General features: G+C 67.5%; 13 protein-coding genes and 1 pseudogene. 8 read left to right on the forward strand and 6 right to left on the reverse strand.

Features of this window, described 5'->3' with window-relative positions; genetic code table 11:
* Positions 1–2: 2 nt before the first annotated feature.
* Positions 3–1,535 (reverse strand): type 2 periplasmic-binding domain-containing protein, encoded by a 1,533-nt coding sequence (locus CCN51_RS08530; protein ID WP_014181198.1) that lies wholly within the window; start codon positions 1,533–1,535, stop codon positions 3–5.
* Between the two features lie 62 nt (positions 1,536–1,597).
* The gene (locus CCN51_RS08535) at positions 1,598–2,257 is read right to left on the reverse strand and encodes a YesL family protein (protein ID WP_078610732.1); all 660 of its coding nucleotides are present in this window, start codon (positions 2,255–2,257) and stop codon (positions 1,598–1,600) included.
* 175 nt (positions 2,258–2,432) lie between these two features.
* On the opposite strand from CCN51_RS08535, the gene CCN51_RS08540 reads away from it, so the two are divergent.
* Positions 2,433–3,461 (forward strand): LacI family DNA-binding transcriptional regulator, encoded by a 1,029-nt coding sequence (locus tag CCN51_RS08540; RefSeq protein ID WP_014181200.1) that lies wholly within the window; start codon positions 2,433–2,435, stop codon positions 3,459–3,461.
* 240 nt (positions 3,462–3,701) lie between these two features.
* Here CCN51_RS08540 and CCN51_RS08545 read toward each other — a convergent pair whose 3' ends face one another.
* Complete coding sequence (locus CCN51_RS08545) at positions 3,702–4,748, reverse strand: LacI family DNA-binding transcriptional regulator (protein ID WP_014181201.1); 1,047 nt, start codon at positions 4,746–4,748, stop codon at positions 3,702–3,704.
* Positions 4,749–4,772: 24 nt separating this feature from the next.
* Here CCN51_RS08545 and CCN51_RS08550 point away from each other — a divergent pair, with 24 nt between their 5' ends.
* A complete protein-coding gene (locus tag CCN51_RS08550; protein ID WP_078610734.1) occupies positions 4,773–5,828 on the forward strand; it encodes a LacI family DNA-binding transcriptional regulator in 1,056 nt (351 codons plus the stop codon).
* A gap of 30 nt (positions 5,829–5,858) precedes the next feature.
* On the opposite strand, the gene CCN51_RS08555 is transcribed toward CCN51_RS08550, so the two are convergent.
* The gene (locus CCN51_RS08555; RefSeq protein ID WP_043492304.1) at positions 5,859–6,575 is read right to left on the reverse strand and encodes a rhamnogalacturonan acetylesterase; all 717 of its coding nucleotides are present in this window, start codon (positions 6,573–6,575) and stop codon (positions 5,859–5,861) included.
* A 647-nt stretch (positions 6,576–7,222) separates the two neighbouring features.
* Here CCN51_RS08555 and CCN51_RS57080 point away from each other — a divergent pair.
* The 6 genes and pseudogenes from CCN51_RS57080 to CCN51_RS08580 all read left to right on the forward strand — a co-directional run.
* Positions 7,223–8,214, forward strand: a pseudogene (locus CCN51_RS57080) (beta-galactosidase); the annotation flags it as partial.
* Positions 8,203–9,150, forward strand: coding sequence for a beta-galactosidase (locus CCN51_RS57085; protein ID WP_238545725.1), 948 nt, complete (start codon positions 8,203–8,205; stop codon positions 9,148–9,150). The pseudogene CCN51_RS57080 and the gene CCN51_RS57085, both read left to right, overlap by 12 nt.
* Positions 9,151–9,551: 401 nt before the next feature.
* Complete coding sequence (locus CCN51_RS08565; protein ID WP_014181205.1) at positions 9,552–12,128, forward strand: rhamnogalacturonan lyase; 2,577 nt, start codon at positions 9,552–9,554, stop codon at positions 12,126–12,128.
* 71 nt (positions 12,129–12,199) lie between these two features.
* Positions 12,200–13,138 (forward strand): aldo/keto reductase, encoded by a 939-nt coding sequence (locus CCN51_RS08570; protein ID WP_043488008.1) that lies wholly within the window; start codon positions 12,200–12,202, stop codon positions 13,136–13,138.
* Between the two features lie 42 nt (positions 13,139–13,180).
* Entirely contained in the window at positions 13,181–14,680 is a 1,500-nt protein-coding gene (locus CCN51_RS08575) for a Gfo/Idh/MocA family protein (RefSeq protein WP_238545512.1), read from the forward strand.
* Between the two features lie 347 nt (positions 14,681–15,027).
* Positions 15,028–15,849 carry an IS5 family transposase gene (locus tag CCN51_RS08580; protein WP_055414337.1) on the forward strand — a complete coding sequence of 274 codons (822 nt, stop codon included), beginning with the start codon at positions 15,028–15,030 and terminating at the stop codon, positions 15,847–15,849.
* Here the strand turns inward: CCN51_RS08580 and CCN51_RS08585 are convergent.
* A complete protein-coding gene (locus tag CCN51_RS08585; protein WP_014181209.1) occupies positions 15,779–16,333 on the reverse strand; it encodes a hypothetical protein in 555 nt (184 codons plus the stop codon). The two genes, CCN51_RS08580 and CCN51_RS08585, sit on opposite strands and share 71 nt — an antisense overlap.
* A gap of 125 nt (positions 16,334–16,458) precedes the next feature.
* On the reverse strand, positions 16,459–17,571 hold the full coding sequence (locus CCN51_RS08590) for an integrase core domain-containing protein (RefSeq protein ID WP_043492308.1): 1,113 nt from the start codon (positions 17,569–17,571) through the stop codon (positions 16,459–16,461).
* Positions 17,572–17,646 lie beyond the last annotated feature (75 nt).

A 17,646-nucleotide genomic window follows, 5' to 3' on the forward strand; every position in this document is an offset into this window, starting at 1 on the left:
GCTCACTGCTTCTGGGAGAGGTCGTTGATCTCAGAGACGATCTTGTCGCCGCCGGCCGTGTGCCATCGCTTGATCTCCGCGCGGTACCCCTTCTCGTCGATCTCGCCGGCGATGAACTTCACGCGGGCGTCGCCGATGATCTGGTTGAGCACCGCGCCCTGGGCGATTTCGGTCTTGGAGACCAGTCCGGCCGCTGCGTTGTGAACCGCAGTCTTAAGGTCGCGCTCGCGCAGCTCGTCCCGACGAGCGGACAGCTTCTTGAACCCGGGCGAGGACGGCTTGATCATCGGGACGGTCAGCCCCTTGCAGGCGGCGACCAGCTGGTTCAGCGGGCTGTAGGTGCCATTGGCTCCCACCTCGGCGCCCTTGATCGGGACGTAGTACTCCCCGTCCATCTCGTAGTTCGTTCCCTCGACCCCGAGGGAGAGGAGTTCTTGCCCCTTGGTGCTGTTCAGCTTGTTGAGGATGCGCAGGACGTCGTCGAGTTCCTGCTCAGTGCGCACGCTCTGGCGCGAGATGGCCAGGAAGCCGCTGTAGCCCGGAGTGGGGAAGGAATGCCGGGCCCCGTCCGGTCCGACGAGGTTGCCGGCGTTGGCGATGTAGGAGGCCCCCTTGCCGGGATCCTTGTTGTCGAATGCCGTGCTGTAGGTGAGCGCCGCGTCGTCGGTGACCACAGTGATTCCGCCCTTGCCGGTGAAGAATCTCTTGTCGAGATCGACCGTCGCAAGCGTGGCGAAGTCCGCGTTGAGAAGCCCGTCCTGCCGCATCGAGCGCAGGAACCGCTGGGCCTCGAAGAACTCCTCGGTGTCGAACGCCGGAACGAGTTTGCCGCCGCGCTCCCCCCAGCCGTTCGGGGCACCGAACCACGTCTCTAGGAACTCGTAGGGGCTGTCGAGGCCGTAGGTTCCGCCCCATTCCGAGAGCAGCAGCCCGGCGTTCTTCTGGCCGCCCGGGCGTTCTTTCACGAACGCTTCGGCTACGGTGCGAAGGTCGTCCACGGACTCGGGGACGTCCAGGCCGAGCTTGTCGAGCCAGTCCGCGCGGAAGAGGGCGGTCGCACGCATGGGGTCACGCCACCGGAAGATGCCGTACTGGCTGCCGTTGATGGACGCAGCCTGGGTGATCTTGGCGTCCCCCACCAGGTTCGGGTACTTGCGCAGCTTGTCGATGAGGTCCCAGAAGGCACCGGCCTGCGCCGACCGGACGAACGTGGCGTCCTTCTTGAGCATCGTCATGATCTGCGGCAGCTTGTCCGAGGCCAACGTGACGGTGACCTTGTCGGGGTAGTCGGCTGCAGGGACCCACGTCACGTTCAGGCGCCGGCCGATGAACTTCTCCAGTGCCTTCTGCGCTTTCCCCTTCGCGCTGGGTGCCGTCCCGAACAGGGGCAGCATGACGCTGAGCGCTCCGTCGCTTGCCCCGCCGCCCTCGTTGCTGCTGCACCCGGCGAGGGCCAGCCCGAGGCCCACGGAGCCGGCGAGGAAGGCGCGCCGGCTCCCTGTTGGTCCGATGAACTGCCTTTGCGTGCTGGTCATGTTGGCCTCCGTGGGTTGTGGGCGCAGGAGAAGACGAGGAGTCTGGGGGTGGGGGAGAGGGCTCAGGCAGCGAGGAAGGCTTCGTTCTGGGCGAAGCAGCGCAGGGTGAGCCAGGTAGACAGGTATAGCCAGGTGCCGACGGCGACGACGAGCGGCAGCAGGGTGATCTTGCTCGACGCGTAGACAGCAGCTGTGACCATGAGGAGTTGCAGCACAGAGAACACCGGCTTTCCCAGCGTCAGCCGCAGGCCGGTCAGTAGAAAGCGGGACCGGGGCACGTCGTAGTGGACGTACAGGCCGGGAAGCCAGGTGCACACAGTGCCCCCGACGATGAGTGCGGCAAGAGTGGCCAGCCGAGGCAAGGATGCGTCGGGGCCGGCGGCGGAGTACACGAGGTAGTTCCATCCCAGCACCGTGAGCATCCCTGCCAGGGGCAGGAGGGCCAGGTTGGCGCCGTAGAACTCGGAGCGCCAGGTCCGGATGAACGTTGCCACAGGGCGGTTCAGCCGACCCTCGCCGTGCTCTCGCACGCAGTGGGCGGCAGCAATGGTGGCCGGGGCGGTGCCCAGGACGACTCCGCCAAGCAGCGTGAACACAAGCCACAGCAGATTCAGCTGGACCATCAAGAAGACCACCGTGCACAGGTCATGAAGTCGAACTGTCCAGTGCTGGGCAGGCAACTCTGCCTGGGCAGACGGGGGGAGCACGCGCACGTCGCTCATGGGTCGTCCACCTCTTCGGGAAGGTACTTCGAGCTCTACGCTCCAGACAACGTATGGAAACACTTCCTTCTGTTGCCTTCGGCAGGAAACTAGACCGTTACAAACATGCGGTCAATGGCCTGAGTTAGGATCCGTGGATTCAGAAACATTCGGAAACATGTGTAGCATCACGGCCATGACGGAGAAGAAGCGAGTCACCGCCCGGGACGTGGCCGCAGTGGCAGGGGTGTCGCCCGGCACGGTCTCCAAGGCGTTGTCAGGGAAGGGGTCCGTGCACCCGGACACCCGCGAACGCATCGTTGAGGCCGCGCGCGGCCTTGGACTGCACAGCCTCGAAACCGCAAGGGATCTGACGGTCGGGCTCGTGACCCGAGATCCGTTCGACCGGCGCACGTCACCCGTGCTTCTCGGGGTGCTCGAGACCTTCACGGAGCACGACATCGCCTTCCTCGTGTGCGACGGCCGCGGCGATGCCATCCGTGAGCAGCACTTCGTGGAGTCCCTCAAGCGTCGCCGTGTCGACGGTATCCTCGTGGCCGGCGGCGGCAGCGGGAGCTTCTCCCGCCCCCCGCTGCGAGGAGTCGAAGGCATTCCCGTGGTGTACATGATGACGTCATCCACCGACCCGGACGACGTATCGGTGATCCCTGACAACCAGGGGGGCGCCGAACTCGCCGTTCGTCACCTGGTCTCCACCGGTCGCCGTCGCATCGCCTGCATCTTCGGCCCACGCCGAGAAGACGCCGCAAAGCTCAAGACGTCGGCGACTCGCAAGGCCTTGGCCGAGAACGGGCTCAAGCTGGTGGCTGAGCCGTTCTATGGCGATTGGAGTGAACAATGGGGGCGGCAGGCCGCGCTCCAGCTGATCCATAGCGGCGTCAGCGTCGACGGCATCGTCTGCGGTAACGACGTGATCGCCCGTGGTGCCACGAGTGCGCTCCAGGCTCTCGACATCGCGGTCCCCGAAGAGATCGGCGTCATCGGCTTCGACAACTGGAAGGTGATGGTAGAGGGGAACCGTCCGCGACTGTCGACCATCGACCTGAGCCTCTCGGAGGTCGGGAGGGCCGCGGCGGCACAGATGGTCAGAGCCCTACGCGGGGAAGAGGTCAAGAAGGGCCCCATCATCATCGAATGCCAACTTGTGCCGCATGAGTCCACAGCGCTCCCGTCTGATCCCGCACCTCGCCCACTCAATCGGTGAGGCATCGCACAAGAGCCGGCCGGGCACGGCGCGCGAGGACAGCCGTTCCGGCGCACCGCACGCTCGTGCCCGGGGCGGACCACCCGACGCATGGGGGCACGGCCGCGCCGCGGTCGGCCGGGCAGCTGACGATGGGCGTTTGCAGGGCCTTCCGCCAGCGCAGACCGCGCTTCGGAAGAGCGTCATCTGTCTTCCTGTTTTCCATGCCAGGCGGGGTGATGAGCCTCAACTGCAGCGGCCCTACGCTGCGGTGCGATCCGGCGTGCTGGCGCGGACCACGAGCTCAGCGTCCAGCAGGACCTGCCGCACTCGAGTCGGGGAGGAGGCCATCCGAAACGCCTGCGCGCCTGCTTCGATCAACGGCAAACGCACGGTGGTCAGAGCCGGCCGCACATCAGTGGCCCCCGGCCCATCTTCGAAGCCACTAATCGCAATGTCAGATCCCACAGACACCCCACGCCGACGCAGGGCCGTGGCAGCACCGAAGGCCACGGCATCGCTGGCGCAGACGAGTACGTCGCTGCCGTGCAGGTCAGTATCTGTGAGTGCCATGACGGCGCCGTAGCCGGCGTCCCGCGTGAGGTCCAAGGCCGCGGTCCGGTGCAATGCCACCCCTGCCTCGGCCAACGCGGACTCAACGCCGTCCACACGCCGGGTGATTGCTGGCCAGTGAGGCTCCCCGCTCAGGAGCAGCGGGTTTCGGTAGCCTCGGCGAACCAGCAGCCGGCCAAGGGCGTGTGCGCCCTGAAACTCGGAGAACATCACGCTGGGGGAGTCCAGCGTGTCAGTGCCGATCACCACCACCGGGATCCCCGCCAGCGTGTAGGCCTCCAGTTCCTTCAGGAACCGCAGCCGCTTGTTCTCATCGCCCACCGCAGGGTCCACCACGATGAGCCCTCCCGGCCGCTGACCGCGCAGGCTCCGCAACCGATCGAATTCCGCATCCGGGTAGGAGTCGATTGCCGTGACCGTCACCGCTATGCCAGACGCAGCAGCTTCGGCGATCACCCCATGGGCAATGCGAGCGAAGTACCGTTCCCGAATGTCGCGCACGACCAGCGCAACCGTGGGTGACAGCCTGCGGCCCACCGCCTGGGCGGTCACGTTGGCCTCATAGCCGAGGCGGCTGACGGCCTCCAGGACACGTTCACGTGTCTCGGGCCTCACCGTGCGGGTGCTGCCATTCAGGGTCCGGGACGCGGTGGCGACGGAAACCCCTGCTGCGCGGGCGATATCCGAGAGCGTTACCCGCTCCGGCTTAGTGCTCTCCGTCGGTCCCCCCGTCATGGGCGTACTCTAACCTCCCTAAGCATGGCCCCCCTTCCACATGACGCAGCCGGCTCCCAAGCGCACATCGCCCGCTCGCCGACACTCGCCGAAGTTGCGACTACCGCTGGTGTCAGCACGGCCACCGCGTCGCGGGTACTGCACGGCGGCAAAGCGGTGAGCAAGGCGCTCACGGACCGTGTTTTCAGCGCAGCGCGCGATCTGGGCTATGTCCCGGACAAGGCTGCCCAGGCCTTGCGCGGCCGGCGCGACGTCCTCGCGCTGCTCGCTGACGATGTCGGCTCCGAAGCCGTAGGTGCCATGGTGACAGCGCTGGAGCAGGCGGCGCACCGGCTGGATCTGGCGGCCACGGTGTCGGCCGCCGGAGGCGACCCCGACCGGCAACTGCAGTTGCTGAACACCGTCCGCGCGCTGCGTCCGAAGGCCTTGATCCTCACCGGTACGTGGTTGGTGGCGCCACAGATCCAGGCTGAGCTGAAGCACGCACTCAATGCCTACGAGCGAGACGGCGACAGCCGCGTCGTCATGATCGGCCGACCGCATACGCGATACCCGACCATCGGCTTTGACGACTACGGCGCCGGACTCGAGGTCGCCCAGCACATCGCTCGGCGCGCGCCGCGTTCGGTTGTCCTCCTCGGCGGCCCAGCGCATCACGACGCCTACCGGGACCGCTTGGGCGGCTTCCGTGAGGGACTCTCCGCAGCGAACGTGACAGACCTGCGTGTCGTGCACTGTCCCACCTCGCCTAGTGCTGTCGCGCGGGCCCTCACCGACGAGCTGGGCCGCAGCCGTCCTGACGCAGTACTCGCTGTGAACGACCGTGTCGCTACCGGGGCTCTGCACGCGCTGCAGGAAGCTGGCTTCGAGGTGCCTGGAGACGTTGCACTGACCGGCGTCGACGACATCCCGCTCGCCCAGGACCTTACTCCAGCCCTGACCACCATTGCGTTCCCCTTCGCCAGCGTGGGACGCGAGGCGGTGCGTTTGGCGACATCGGGCGACCTCGATGACATCCCCAGGCGCACCGTTCTCGGCGGTCGGCTCATCGTTCGGGAAAGCTGCGGCGTGATCGGGTGACGGCCAGCCCGGCTCGAGTGAACAGCACTGCTATACGACAGTTTCGCGGTCCACGACCCCGGCGGTCGGCCAGCCGTATGTGCCCCACATGGTCACCAGCGCCTTGGCTACCTGGTCTGCTACGGCGACAGCGCCCGTGAAGGAGAAATGCGTATCGTCGGCGCAACCGTCCGGGTAGAGCGGGTGCTCGCCGGGTGCGAAGTGAGTGAACAGGGCGCGTGATGCGGACTCGCCCAGTTCGCTGAGCAGCGAACTGGTCGTCCGCGTCAGGTCGATCAATGGAACACCCCGACGGCTGGCGAGATCCCGCACGGCCTGCGGATAGGCGCCATGCGTGGGGACCAACACGCCGTCTTCGAAGGCGCGCTCCGCCACGGGTGTGCAAAGGACGGGCTGGATGCCGTCGGCCAGGGCGTCATCTACCGCCTGCTCCAGGTAGCGAGAGTAGCCGTCGCTCGCTCCCAAGTCGCTGTGCTTGCGGTCATTGTGGCCGAACTGCAGCAGCACGACGTCTCCGGGTGCTGCCTCACGGAGCAGAGCTGACCATAGTCCTTCCTCTCGGTGACTGCGGGTCGTGGCGCCGCCCTTGGCCGTGTTGAGCACGGCGACCGTTCCAGCCGCAGGAAGAGCGGCCTGCAACCGGGTGTTCAAGGGAGCACCCAAGTGCGGACCCCATCCGGACATCGGGGTCTCGTGGGCGGGGCAGATGGCGACTGTTGAGTCTCCGGCGAGTAGCACCCGGGGCATGTGGGTCAACGAACAGTCCTTTCCCTGGAAGATTCATCCATCGTCTAGCAATCGATTTCCCGAAACTCTCCAACTTGAAGCCGCTAGAGGCAAGGCGAAGACCAGTTGCTGGTGTCACACCCTCGACAGCCCCTCGCCGCGCCACGTAGGTTGCAGGCAATCGATTTCCCTGCTTCTCGATGCTGGATGCCGAAGGTGAAGAGCGGGCATGGCGGAGGGCCGTTCCTGGCAGAGCTGGCGGGATCGCCTCCCGACAGATTCTGGCCGGGCACGGCGTCACCTCGCGGACGGCTCGTCGCAACCGCCCAGAGTGGTCGAGCTGACGATCGAGGATGTGTCGCCCCGGTGCCGGGAGCTTCGCGGCCGGGGGATCCACCGCGACAGGCAGCCCGAATGGCACGCCCGCTCGCGCTGAGACAGGGGCCCGGGGCCCAAGCCGCCGCTGTACGGCCTGCAGGTACCTCCTGCACAGCAATCAACATGAATCCACGCACAGTTATGTGAATCTGAGAGACCGCATGAGCATCTTCTTCATCTCCCATTTCCCGTACGCGAAGGGCTCGGACGGCGTCCGGCGCCTCGGCTACGGCGCCGACTACAACCCCGAGCAGTGGCCGCGGGAGGTGTGGGCGGACGACGTCCGGCTGATGCGCCAGGCCGGGGTGAACGTCGTCTCCCTCGCCATCTTCTCCTGGGCCAGGCTCCAGCCCACCGCCGACACCTGGGACTTCGACTGGCTCGACGAGATCACGGGCCTGCTGCACGCTGGCGGCATCGGCGTCGACCTGGCCACCGCCACCGCGTCACCGCCGCCGTGGCTGACCACCGCATACCCGGAGATCCTGCCGGTCACCGCGAGCGGCGAGACGCTGTGGCCCGGCGCCCGCCAGCACTGGCGGCCCACCTCACCCGTCTTCCGCGAGCACGCGCTGACCCTCGTCCGCAAGATAACCATCCGGTACGCCGACCATCCGGCGCTGGTCGCCTGGCACTTCAACAACGAGCTGGGCTGCCACAACGCCTACGACTACTCCGACGACGCCGCCCGCGCCTTCCGGGTCTGGCTGCGCCGCCGCTACACCACGCTCGACGCCCTCAACTGGGGCACGGCGTTCTGGTCCCAGCGCTACAGCGACTGGGACCAGCTCCTGCCGCCCCGGCTTGCCGCCTCGCACCCGAACCCGACGCAGCAGCTCGACTTCAAGCGCTTCTCCTCCGACGTGCTCAAGGACCATCTGCTGGCCGAGCGCGAGATCCTGCGCGAGCTCACCCCCGGCGTGCCCGTCACCACCAACTTTATGGTGGCCCAGAGCGTCAAGGGCATGGACTATGCGGACTGGGCGGGCGAGGTGGACTTCGTCGCCAACGACCACTACGTCGTCCCCAGCCCGCAGGACCGCGACGAGCTGTCCTTCTCCGCCAACCTCACCAGTGGCGTCGCGGGCCGCCGGCCCTGGTACCTGATGGAACACCCCACCAGTGCGGTGAACTGGCGGCCGGTCAACCTGGCCAAGCGGCCGGGGAGTTGGCGCGGGATGCGTTGCTGCACGTGGCGCACGGCGCCGACGCCGTCTGCTTCTTCCAGTGGCGCCAGTCGGTGGCGGGCGCCGAGAAGTATCACTCGGCGATGGTCCCGCACGCCGGTACCGACAGCGAACTCTTCGGTGATGTAGCCGAATTGGGATGCACCCTCGAAGCGCTGGCTTCGATCGCGGGCAGCGAGCGTGAACCCGCATCGGTGGCGATCCTCTTCGACTGGGACTCGTGGTGGGCGAGCGAGCAGGACTCGCACCCCATCTCGCGCCTCGACTATCACCGCGAGGCCCTCGACTGGTACTCGGCGCTCCTGCGCCTCGGCATCCGCGCCGACGTCGTGCCCGCGCACCGTACGGATCTTTCCGCCTACGGCCTTGTTATCGCTCCCGTCCTGCACGTCGTGCCGCAGACCCTCGTCGAGCAGCTGGCCCGGTATATTGAAGGCGGCGGTCACCTCGTGACCACGTATTTCTCTGGAATTGTCGACGAGAACGACCACGTCTGGCCCGGCGGCTACCCGGGCGCCCTGAGTGACCTCCTCGGCATCCGCATCGAGGAGTTCGGGCCGCTGCTCGACGGTGACACCGTCGGCCTGGGCAACGACTGCACCGGCAGCCTGTGGACCGACCGGATCTCCGTCACCGGCGCGAATGTCGAGGTCCTGGCGAGATACCGCACCGGCACGTACGCCTCCCGCCCCGCGGTCACCCGGCGCACGGGCCGGGGCTCGGCGGCGTACGTCTCCACACGCCTCGGCGTCGACGGCCTCGCCGCGCTGCTGCCCGGCCTGCTCGCACCGGCCGGGGTGACCAGCGAACTCCCGGCGGACGTGAGGGGGCTGGTGGAGCATGTTGTGCGCCGGGCCGCCGAGCATCGCTACCTCTTCCTGATCAACCGGAGCGACGAAGCAGTGGCCGTGCAGGACGTCCGCGACGAGCTGGTGCACGGGGTGATGGAGAACGGCCGGATCGCTTTGGGGCCGCGCAGGGTGGCAGTCCTCAAGCAGGCGCTGGGGGAGGGGCCGGCGGCGGAGGAGTAGAGGGATGCAGGCCGGGCTCAGTTCGTACGGGCGGGCTGCCACGTGTCCGCGGCGTCTTGTGAGCTCATAGGCAAGCGATTTCCCTCAGTCTTGGGTCATCGCGATGAGGTGATGAGACGTGCATCGAGCCTGATGCCGGTCGCCCTCGGCATGCCAGGTGGAAGGTGTGCCGTTAGATGACGAAAAGATCGGTTACGGACGCCGCGGCGAGCCGCGGTGAGCTCGTCGAGGTCATGGCAGCACGATCATCAGAGGTGTTCGATTGTGTTGGTTGGTGTGCGCAAGCCCTCGACAACTCGTCGAGGTACCGCGTAAGTTGCGCGGCAAGCGATTTCCCCCGCGGTGGCGAGCCGAAGACAACGACGCCGCGAACCATGACGGGACGAAGAAGGGAAGCCCCGATGTCCTGGTGGATATCCGGCGCACGCTCCACTCTGTTCACCGGCACCCTGGCCCTGCTGCTGGCGGCGGGCCCGGCCGGTCTGACACAGACCTCCGCAGCACCACGGGACGCCACCGCGCAGGCGACCGCAACGGCCCAGCCCGCGCCGACGGCGAGAACGCAGCTCGAGCGGCTGGACCGCGGGCTGACGGCCGCCACGACCGAGCAGGGCGTGTTCCTGAGCTGGCGCCTGCTGGGCAATGAAGCGACTGGGCACTCCGACACCGGCCTGACCGGCACCGACTTCGCGGTCTACCGCGACGGCAAGCGCCTGGCCACGGTGACCGACAGCACCAACTACCTGGACAGGGACGGCGACAAGAGCTCCACCTACCGCGTCGTCCCCCTCGTCGACGGCAAGCCGGTCGGCGCCGGAGACACCGTCACACCGTGGGACAAGGCGTACACCGACCTGCCGCTACAGAAGCCTGCCGACGGTGTCACCCCTGCCGGCCAGGCGTACTCCTACCGCGCCAACGACATGAGCGTCGGTGACGTGGACGGGGACGGCGCCCTCGAGTACGTCGTGAAGTGGGACCCCACCAACCAGAAGGACAACTCGCAGATCGGGTACACGGGCCAGGTCTACCTCGACACCTATGAGCTCGACGGCGCCCTCAAGTACCGCATCGACCTCGGCAAGAACATCCGGGCCGGCGCCCACTACACCCAGTTCCTCGTCTACGACTTCGACGGCGACGGCCGGTCAGAAATCATGATGAAGACGGCTCCCGGCACCCGCACCCTCAGCTACCGCAACAACAGGCCCACCGGCCAGCACTACATCACCATGCCTCGGGCAGACCTCAAGGCCGGCTACTCCCATGACGACGACTACCGCCTGTCCCCGCAGGGCTACTACGACCACGTCGTCGACATGTTCCGCCGCTGGGACAGCCAGCCGGAGGTCAAGTCCGGGCAATGGCCCGCCACGCTCGAAGAGGCCTTCGGGATCGACAAGCGCTATACCTACCCGCTGTCCGAGGCTGACGCACGCGCCCTGGCCGACTACTTCATCGACGTCTACGCGCCCTCCCGCAACAGCAACAACAAGCTGCGCACCTTTGAGGGCTTTGTTCTGTCCGGCCCTGAGTACCTGACGGTGTTCGCGGGCGACACGGGCAAGGAACTGCAGACCGTTCCCTACCAGCCCGGCCGCACCGACGACGGCCTGCGCTGGGGCGACTACGCCGCTGCGAAGATCGAGCCTGGCAACCGTGTCGACCGTGCCCTCGCAGGCGTGGCCTACCTCGACGGCACCCACCCCTCCGCCGTCTTCGCCCGCGGCTACTACACCCGCTCCACCGTCGTCAGCTACGACTGGGACGGCAAGCACCTCACCAAGCGGTGGATGGCCGACAGCGGCTGGACCCCCTCGACCAATCCCTTCGCCCAGATGGATCGCTTCGGCAGCGATCCCACCATGGGCACTCTGGCCGGACAGGGCTTCCACTCCATGAGCGCCGCGGACGTCGACGGCGACGGCAAGCAGGAAATCGTCTACGGATCAGCCACTCTCGACGACGATGGCTCCCTGCTGTACTCGTCCTCCGACGTCATGCCGCCGGGCAGCAGCGCACCCGGAGAAACCAAGCCCCTGGGCCACGGCGACGCCCTGCACGTCACCGACATCGATCCCGCCCGACCGGGCCTCGAGATCTACACCGCACACGAGAATACCGGCGCGCCCTACGGCATGGCCCTGCGCAAGGCCGAAGACGGCACTGCCCTATTCGGCAAGTTCGCCGGCAAGGACATCGGCCGCGCCATGGTCGGCGACATCCTCCCCGAACAACCCGGCCTTGAGGTGTGGTCGCCCCTGGGCCTCTACACGGCACAGGGCCAGAAGATCTCCGACGACATCCCCGGCACCAACCAGTCCATCAAGTGGGCCGCGGACATGACCACCCAGACGGTCCGCGGCTCCGGCGACAGCACCCCGGTCATCTCGGACTGGAAGCGTGGCACGGTGCTCACCGCGGACGGAACCCTGGCCAACAACTCCACCAAGGGCAACCCGAGCCTGGTCGCCGACGTGTTCGGCGACTGGCGCGAAGAACTGCTGATGCGCACCACAGACAGCAGCGCCATCCGTATCTACGAGAGCACCGACGTCACCCACCACAAGCTCTACACCCTCCTGCACGACCCGCAGTACCGGGCCGAGGTCGCGCGCCAGCAGACCGCCTACAACCAGCCCTCCTACACCAGCTTCTACCTCGCCTCCGACACCGACTGGGCCAAGGTCCCCCTCCCGCGCTACTGGGCTCCGGGCAGCTTCGACGGGCTGCGCGACCAGATCCGCGCCTACCAGGACACCAAGGACATCGCCCCGGTCACGGCCGCCGCCCTGCGCCTGCTCCTGCGCAACGGCGACAGCGACGTCCGCAACGGCAAGTTCCGGGCTGCCGCCGCAGCACTTACCTCGTGCGCCGCCGTTGGCCTGGACGCTCGGAGCGGGCGGATCAGCGCAACCGCCAACCAGGCCCTCACCCACGAAATCAAACTGCTGCGCGCCAGCCTTCCCAGCTCCTGACATCAACCCCGCGCCTCAACTGTCCGCCCCGGCCCAGGGCCGGGGCGGACCCGACCCGAAGGACTCCGCCCGTGGCTTTCGACGCCCCGGCCACGCTCACGCCGAGACCACTCGGAAGTACTGCGATCTCGATCAGCCCCCTCACGCTCGGCGCATCCAGCCTTGGACGCGACCACACCCGCCCGGCACGGTCGATGGCGACAGCCAGAGCAATGATCACGTCGGCCGGCATGGCGACAGACACCTCCAACAACTACGCCGGCGGACACAGCGAGACGCTCCTGGGGCAGGCCATCGCCGAGAACGGCGGCCTCGAACCAGGCCACATCCTGATCACCAAGGCCGATGCCGACCCCTCCACCCAGGCCTTCGACCGCGACCGCGTCTGGCGATCCTTCGAAGAGAGCAAAGCCCGCCTGGGACTGGACCGCATCCCCCTGCTGCACCTGCACGACCCCTACTCCGTCACGGTCGAGGCAGCCTTCGCCCGCCACGGCGCGGTTCAGGGGATGATCGAACTACGCGAACAGGGCCTGGTCGACGCCATCGGCATCGCCGCCGGCCCCCTCTCTCTGATGACCCGCTACGTCACCAGCGGAATCTTCGACGCACTGCTCACCCACAACCGGTACACCCTCATCGACCGGCGCGCCGAACCCCTGATCAGCGAAGCGGCCCAGCGGGGCATGGGTGTCTTCAACGCCGCCCCCTTCGGCGGCGGCATCCTGGCAGGCCAGCCCGGAACCCGCTACGCCTACCGGGAGAGCCCCAAGCCACTGTTGCAGTGGGTCACCCGCCTCACCGACCTCTGCAACCGCTGGGAAATCCCCCTCGCGGCCGCCGCACTGCACTTCTCCGTGCGCAACCCCTGCATCGATTCCACCGTCGTCGGCGTCAGTAGCCCCGAGCGCATCGCCGAGCTGCAACACCTGCAACACCTGACCGTTCCCGAAGCGTTCTGGACCACCCTGTCCGAACTGGGCACACCACCCTCCACCCTCAACGACTAGCCCCACCGCACAGCAGCACCAACACCGAAGGCAAGGAAGACCGTGAACCAGCACAGCCCTGTGGACCAGAACCCGACCGCGCCTCTCCCGGCCTCCAGCACGAGCACCGACCCCGGCCCCGACGTGGTGGGCGAGTTCGCCCCGCCGCCAGCGAGCCGGCCGCGGCGCCGCTACGCCGTGCTGGGCACCGGACACCGGGCCGGCATGTATGTCGCCGCCCTCACCGGCGACCACGCCGACGTCGGCGAGATCGTCGCGTGGCTGGACCCCAACCCCGCCCGGATCGACTACTACGACCAGCAGGTCGGACAGGCGCTGGGCCGCAACGCCGCCGCGCATCTGCCCCGCTACGCTCCCGACGCCCTCGAGCAGATGATCGCCGAGCAGCGCGTCGAGACAGTGATCGTCACCAGCCTCGACCGCACGCACGCCGAGATGGTCGACCGCAGCCTGCGCGCCGGCGCCGACGTTGTCGTGGAGAAGCCCCTGACCACCGACGCCGCCGGCTGCCGCCGTATCACCCAAGCCGTCGCCGACACCGGCAACGACGTCGTGATGACCTTCAACTACCGCTACGCCCCCCGCAATTCGACCCTGCGCCAGGTCATCGCTGCTGGAACGATCGGCGAGGTCACCAGCGTCCACTTCGAGTGGGTCCTGGACACCATGCACGGTGCCGACTACTTCCGCCGCTGGCACCGCGACAAGCCCAACTCCGGCGGCCTCCTTGTCCACAAGGCCAGCCACCACTTCGACCTCGTCAACTGGTGGATCGACGACGTACCCGAGCGCGTCTACGCCTCCGGCGCCCTGCGCTTCTACGGCGACGCCAACGCCACAGCACGCGCTATGGGCCCCCGCCCCGAGCGGGGCACCGGCGCTGGCGCCGACCCCTTCTCCCTCGACCTGCGCGACGACCCCCGCCTTCAGGCGCTCTACCTGGATGCCGAGCAACACGACGGATACCGCCGTGACCAGGATCCGTTCGCACCCGGAGTCACCATCGAGGACAACATGTCCGTCCTGGTCGACTACTCCCGCGGTGCCACCCTGACCTACTCGCTCAACGCCCACAGCCCGTGGGAGGGCTACCGGGTATCCGTCAACGGCACCCAAGGCCGCGCCGAACTCACTGTCGTCGAGCGCGGACACATTCAGCTCGCCGACGACGGCGACATCGCCCTCGACCCCTCCGCCACCGGCTCCGCCGCCGCGGTGGACCCCGTGCGCCCCGCCGAGCACCGTCTCATCGTGCAAAAGCACTGGCGTCGCGCCGAGGAAGTCGTCATCCCCGACGGTATCGGCGGGCACGGCGGCGGCGACGCCATCCTGCTCATGGACGTGTTCCGCCGTGACCTGCGCGTGCACCCCGACCCGCTGGGCCGCGCGGCCGACTACCTCGACGGCGCGCGCGCCGTCGCCGTAGGCGCTGCAGCCAACGAATCGATGCGCACTGGCGCCCCGGTCCGCATCGAAGACCTCCGCCTGGGCGTGCCCCTGGCCAAGGACGCGCACAAGTCCGTTCAGCCGGCCACCGCCTGACCGCACACTCCCACACCCGCTCCACCGAGCCCCAGGATCTGACATGCCAGCCACCCACCCCTGAAGGGTGTCTTTAGAGGCCGTTGTCCTATCGATCATGAGGACGGTTTTGATCGAACGGGATCCCTGGTCGGGTGGTCTTGGCCGGGTCGGTGCATGAAGGCAGGACCTCCGGTGCAGCACGAGGGTTGCGAAGCCAGCTCGAGTGCAGGGAGGTCCTGTTGTCCCAGTCTTGCGTCCCGGTCCCGGTCCCGTCCAACTCGCGTGTGTCGGCGTGCGATTGTCTCGCTCACCGGTTCGGGAACGCGGCCGACCGCCCTGAGCGGGTGCGGCGGTATCCCTCCGACATGACGGACGCGGAGTGGCGGGTGGTGCGCGAGGTGATGCCGGTCCCGACCTGGCTGGAGGGCCGGGGCGGACAGCCGGAGGGCTACTGCCACCGCCAGATGCTGGATGCCGTGCGGTACGTCACCGACAACGGAGTGAAATGGCGCGCGCTTCCGGCGGACTTCCCCGCGTGGGACCGGGTCTACGCATTCTTCCGCAGGTGGCGTACGAAGGGGCTGGCCCAGGAGTTCCATGGCCGGCTGCGGGAGAAGGTCCGCCAGGCCGAAGGGCGCCGGGCACAGCCGACGGCGGCGGTCATCGACTCGCAGTCCATCAAGGCGGCGGCCTCGGTGCCCGCGGTCTCGCGAGGCTACGACGGCGGCAAGAAAATCAACGGCAGGCGCCGGCACGTCATCACGGACTGTCTGGGCCTGCTGCTGATGGTGCTGGTGACGGCCGCCAACGTCACCGACCGCCAGGCCGCCCACATGATGCTGCCCCGCCTGCGCGAGCGGTTCGCCGCGATCACGCTGGTGTGGGCCGACAGCGGCTACCGCGGCCGACTCGTCGCTTGGGCGAAGGAGAAACTGCAGCTCACCCTGGAGATCGTGAAACGCTCGGACGACATGTCAGGGTTCGTGGTGCTGCCCAGACGGTGGGTAGTGGAGAGGACTTTGGGATGGCTGATGTGCTCGCGCCGCCTGGTGCGGGACTTCGAGACACTGCCCGCCTCCAGCGAGGCGTTCATCTACTTCTCGCAGGCCATGCTCCTCAGCCGCCGTCTCGCCCGACGCGCTTGTGGGCGCCGGGCCGAGCAGGGCCGGTGGGCAGCCGCCGCGTGAACCGGCCCGACGGCGACGCCGCAAGCCAGCCCCGCTCCGCCAGCCGCCTCGCCTTGCACCGCACCCCCTCAATCTTCCCGGGCACCAACTCCAGCCCAAGCCCGGCGGTGAGCTGCTTCGCCGAGAACCCCTCGCCTCCCCCCGCACCGGATTCCACCAGCTCGACGATCCGCCGGTAGTCCACCGAGAGCGCGTCCGCCCTCGCCGCCTCATGCCAGCGCGGCACGACGGACCCCACAACCGGAGCCGGAGCTTTCCCGGAAACGGCCGGCGCCTCGCGCACACCAGCATCGGATGCCTGCGCCTGTTCGCCCCCAGCAGCCAGGGCCTCGGCGAGTTCCACCCGGGCGATCACCCGCCGCTCCAACACAGCCTCGGCGTCAGCGAGTTCAACCGTCATCCGCTCCATGTCCGCGCGAAGCTCCTGCGCCCGCACCCGGGCAGCCGCTTCCCGCTCCTCCAGCAACCCCATCACCGACGGCATCGGTCATCTCCACATCACCGAGAACGAACTGATCGCCCGAACTCTCCCGCGGCGACACCGAGAACATGCCTGAACAGCGGAAACTCATTGCTCGCATCCGGAAAGACAACGGCCTCTTATTCCAATCAGGCTGCTGAGCTGGGCGTTTCCTGTGGAGGATGCGGCAGCCGAGGTGGCATGGTGTGGTACTCGTTGAGCAGTCCACCAAGTACCTGCTGGCGCCTGACCCTGGCAGAGGACAGGGGGATGACGTTCGGGTCGTCGTCGGGTGCTCGTAGGCCGAGGCTGCGGTGGGCTCGTCCCCCGTTGTAGTGCTCCGCGTACGTAGTGAGGACCGTGCGCAGGTGTCGTTCGCCAGTGATGAGGAGTCGGTCGGTGCATTCGGTGCGGGCTGTGCGTATCCATCGTTCGGCGAATGCGTTGGACCGTGGGCTTTGCGGCGGGGTCGGGATGACGGCTGTGCCGTTGCCGGCGAAGACGGCGTCGAACGCGGTGGTGAACTTGCTGTCCCGGTCACGGATGAGGAACCGGAAGCACTCAGCCCTCTCCTCGAGATCCATGAGCAGGTTGCGGGCGAGCTGGGTGACCCATGCGCCGGTCGGGTGGGCGGTGACACCCAGGACGTGAACGCGCCGGGTCTTGATCTCCATGACGAAGTAGACATAGAGACGTCTGAGGAAGACGGTCTCTACGTGCATGAAATCGCAAGTGAGCAGCGTGTGGGCTTGGGCTCGGAGGAAGGAGCGCCAGGTCTGCTGGGATGCGCGCTGCGGTGCGGGGGGTAGACCGGAGCGGCGCAGAACGCGTCGGATAGTCGCAGCGGCGACCCGATGACCAAGCCGACGCAACTCCCCTTGGATCCTGACGTACCCCCAGGTCGGGTTCTCTCGCGCCAGGCGCTGGATGAGCGCGACCGTCTCTTCCGGCAATGGTGGACGACCGGATCTGACCGCCGTCTGGCGCCACTTCCAGCGCACCAGACGGCGGTGCCAGGTCAGCAGTGTGCCCGGGGTGACCAGTCGATGGCGACGTAAGACGGGTGGCAGATGCCGTGCGAGAGCGGAGAGCACGGCACGATCAGCCCATGAGAGCCGCGGCCGCTGTACCTGCCGACGAAGCACAGCGACCTCATGACGAAGGGCAAGGATCTCGGCGTTGTTCGCGGCGGTCGAGCGGCCCAGCAACAGGAAGCAGCCCAGTAGTCGACAGAAGATCAGGTAAAGCAGTCGCAGACCCACGATCACTGATCATGCCCACACTTGGGCGATCGCAAAGCCCCAGGTCAACCACCATACGGCAATAAAGACACCCTT

It is taken from the genome of Streptomyces milbemycinicus (assembly GCF_002154605.1).
Taxonomy (GTDB): Bacteria; Actinomycetota; Actinomycetes; order Streptomycetales; family Streptomycetaceae; genus Streptomyces; species Streptomyces milbemycinicus.

Coding starts and splice junctions, on each gene's coding strand:
- CCN51_RS08530 (WP_014181198.1), bottom strand. CDS start 1,535: ATGACCAGCACGCAAAGGCAGTTCATCGGACCAACAGGGAGCCGGCGC.
- CCN51_RS08535 (WP_078610732.1), bottom strand. CDS start 2,257: ATGAGCGACGTGCGCGTGCTCCCCCCGTCTGCCCAGGCAGAGTTGCCT.
- CCN51_RS08540 (WP_014181200.1), top strand. CDS start 2,433: ATGACGGAGAAGAAGCGAGTCACCGCCCGGGACGTGGCCGCAGTGGCA.
- CCN51_RS08545 (WP_014181201.1), bottom strand. CDS start 4,748: ATGACGGGGGGACCGACGGAGAGCACTAAGCCGGAGCGGGTAACGCTC.
- CCN51_RS08550 (WP_078610734.1), top strand. CDS start 4,773: ATGGCCCCCCTTCCACATGACGCAGCCGGCTCCCAAGCGCACATCGCC.
- CCN51_RS08555 (WP_043492304.1), bottom strand. CDS start 6,575: ATGCCCCGGGTGCTACTCGCCGGAGACTCAACAGTCGCCATCTGCCCC.
- CCN51_RS57085 (WP_238545725.1), top strand. CDS start 8,203: ATGGTCCCGCACGCCGGTACCGACAGCGAACTCTTCGGTGATGTAGCC.
- CCN51_RS08565 (WP_014181205.1), top strand. CDS start 9,552: ATGTCCTGGTGGATATCCGGCGCACGCTCCACTCTGTTCACCGGCACC.
- CCN51_RS08580 (WP_055414337.1), top strand. CDS start 15,028: ATGACGGACGCGGAGTGGCGGGTGGTGCGCGAGGTGATGCCGGTCCCG.
- CCN51_RS08585 (WP_014181209.1), bottom strand. CDS start 16,333: ATGCCGTCGGTGATGGGGTTGCTGGAGGAGCGGGAAGCGGCTGCCCGG.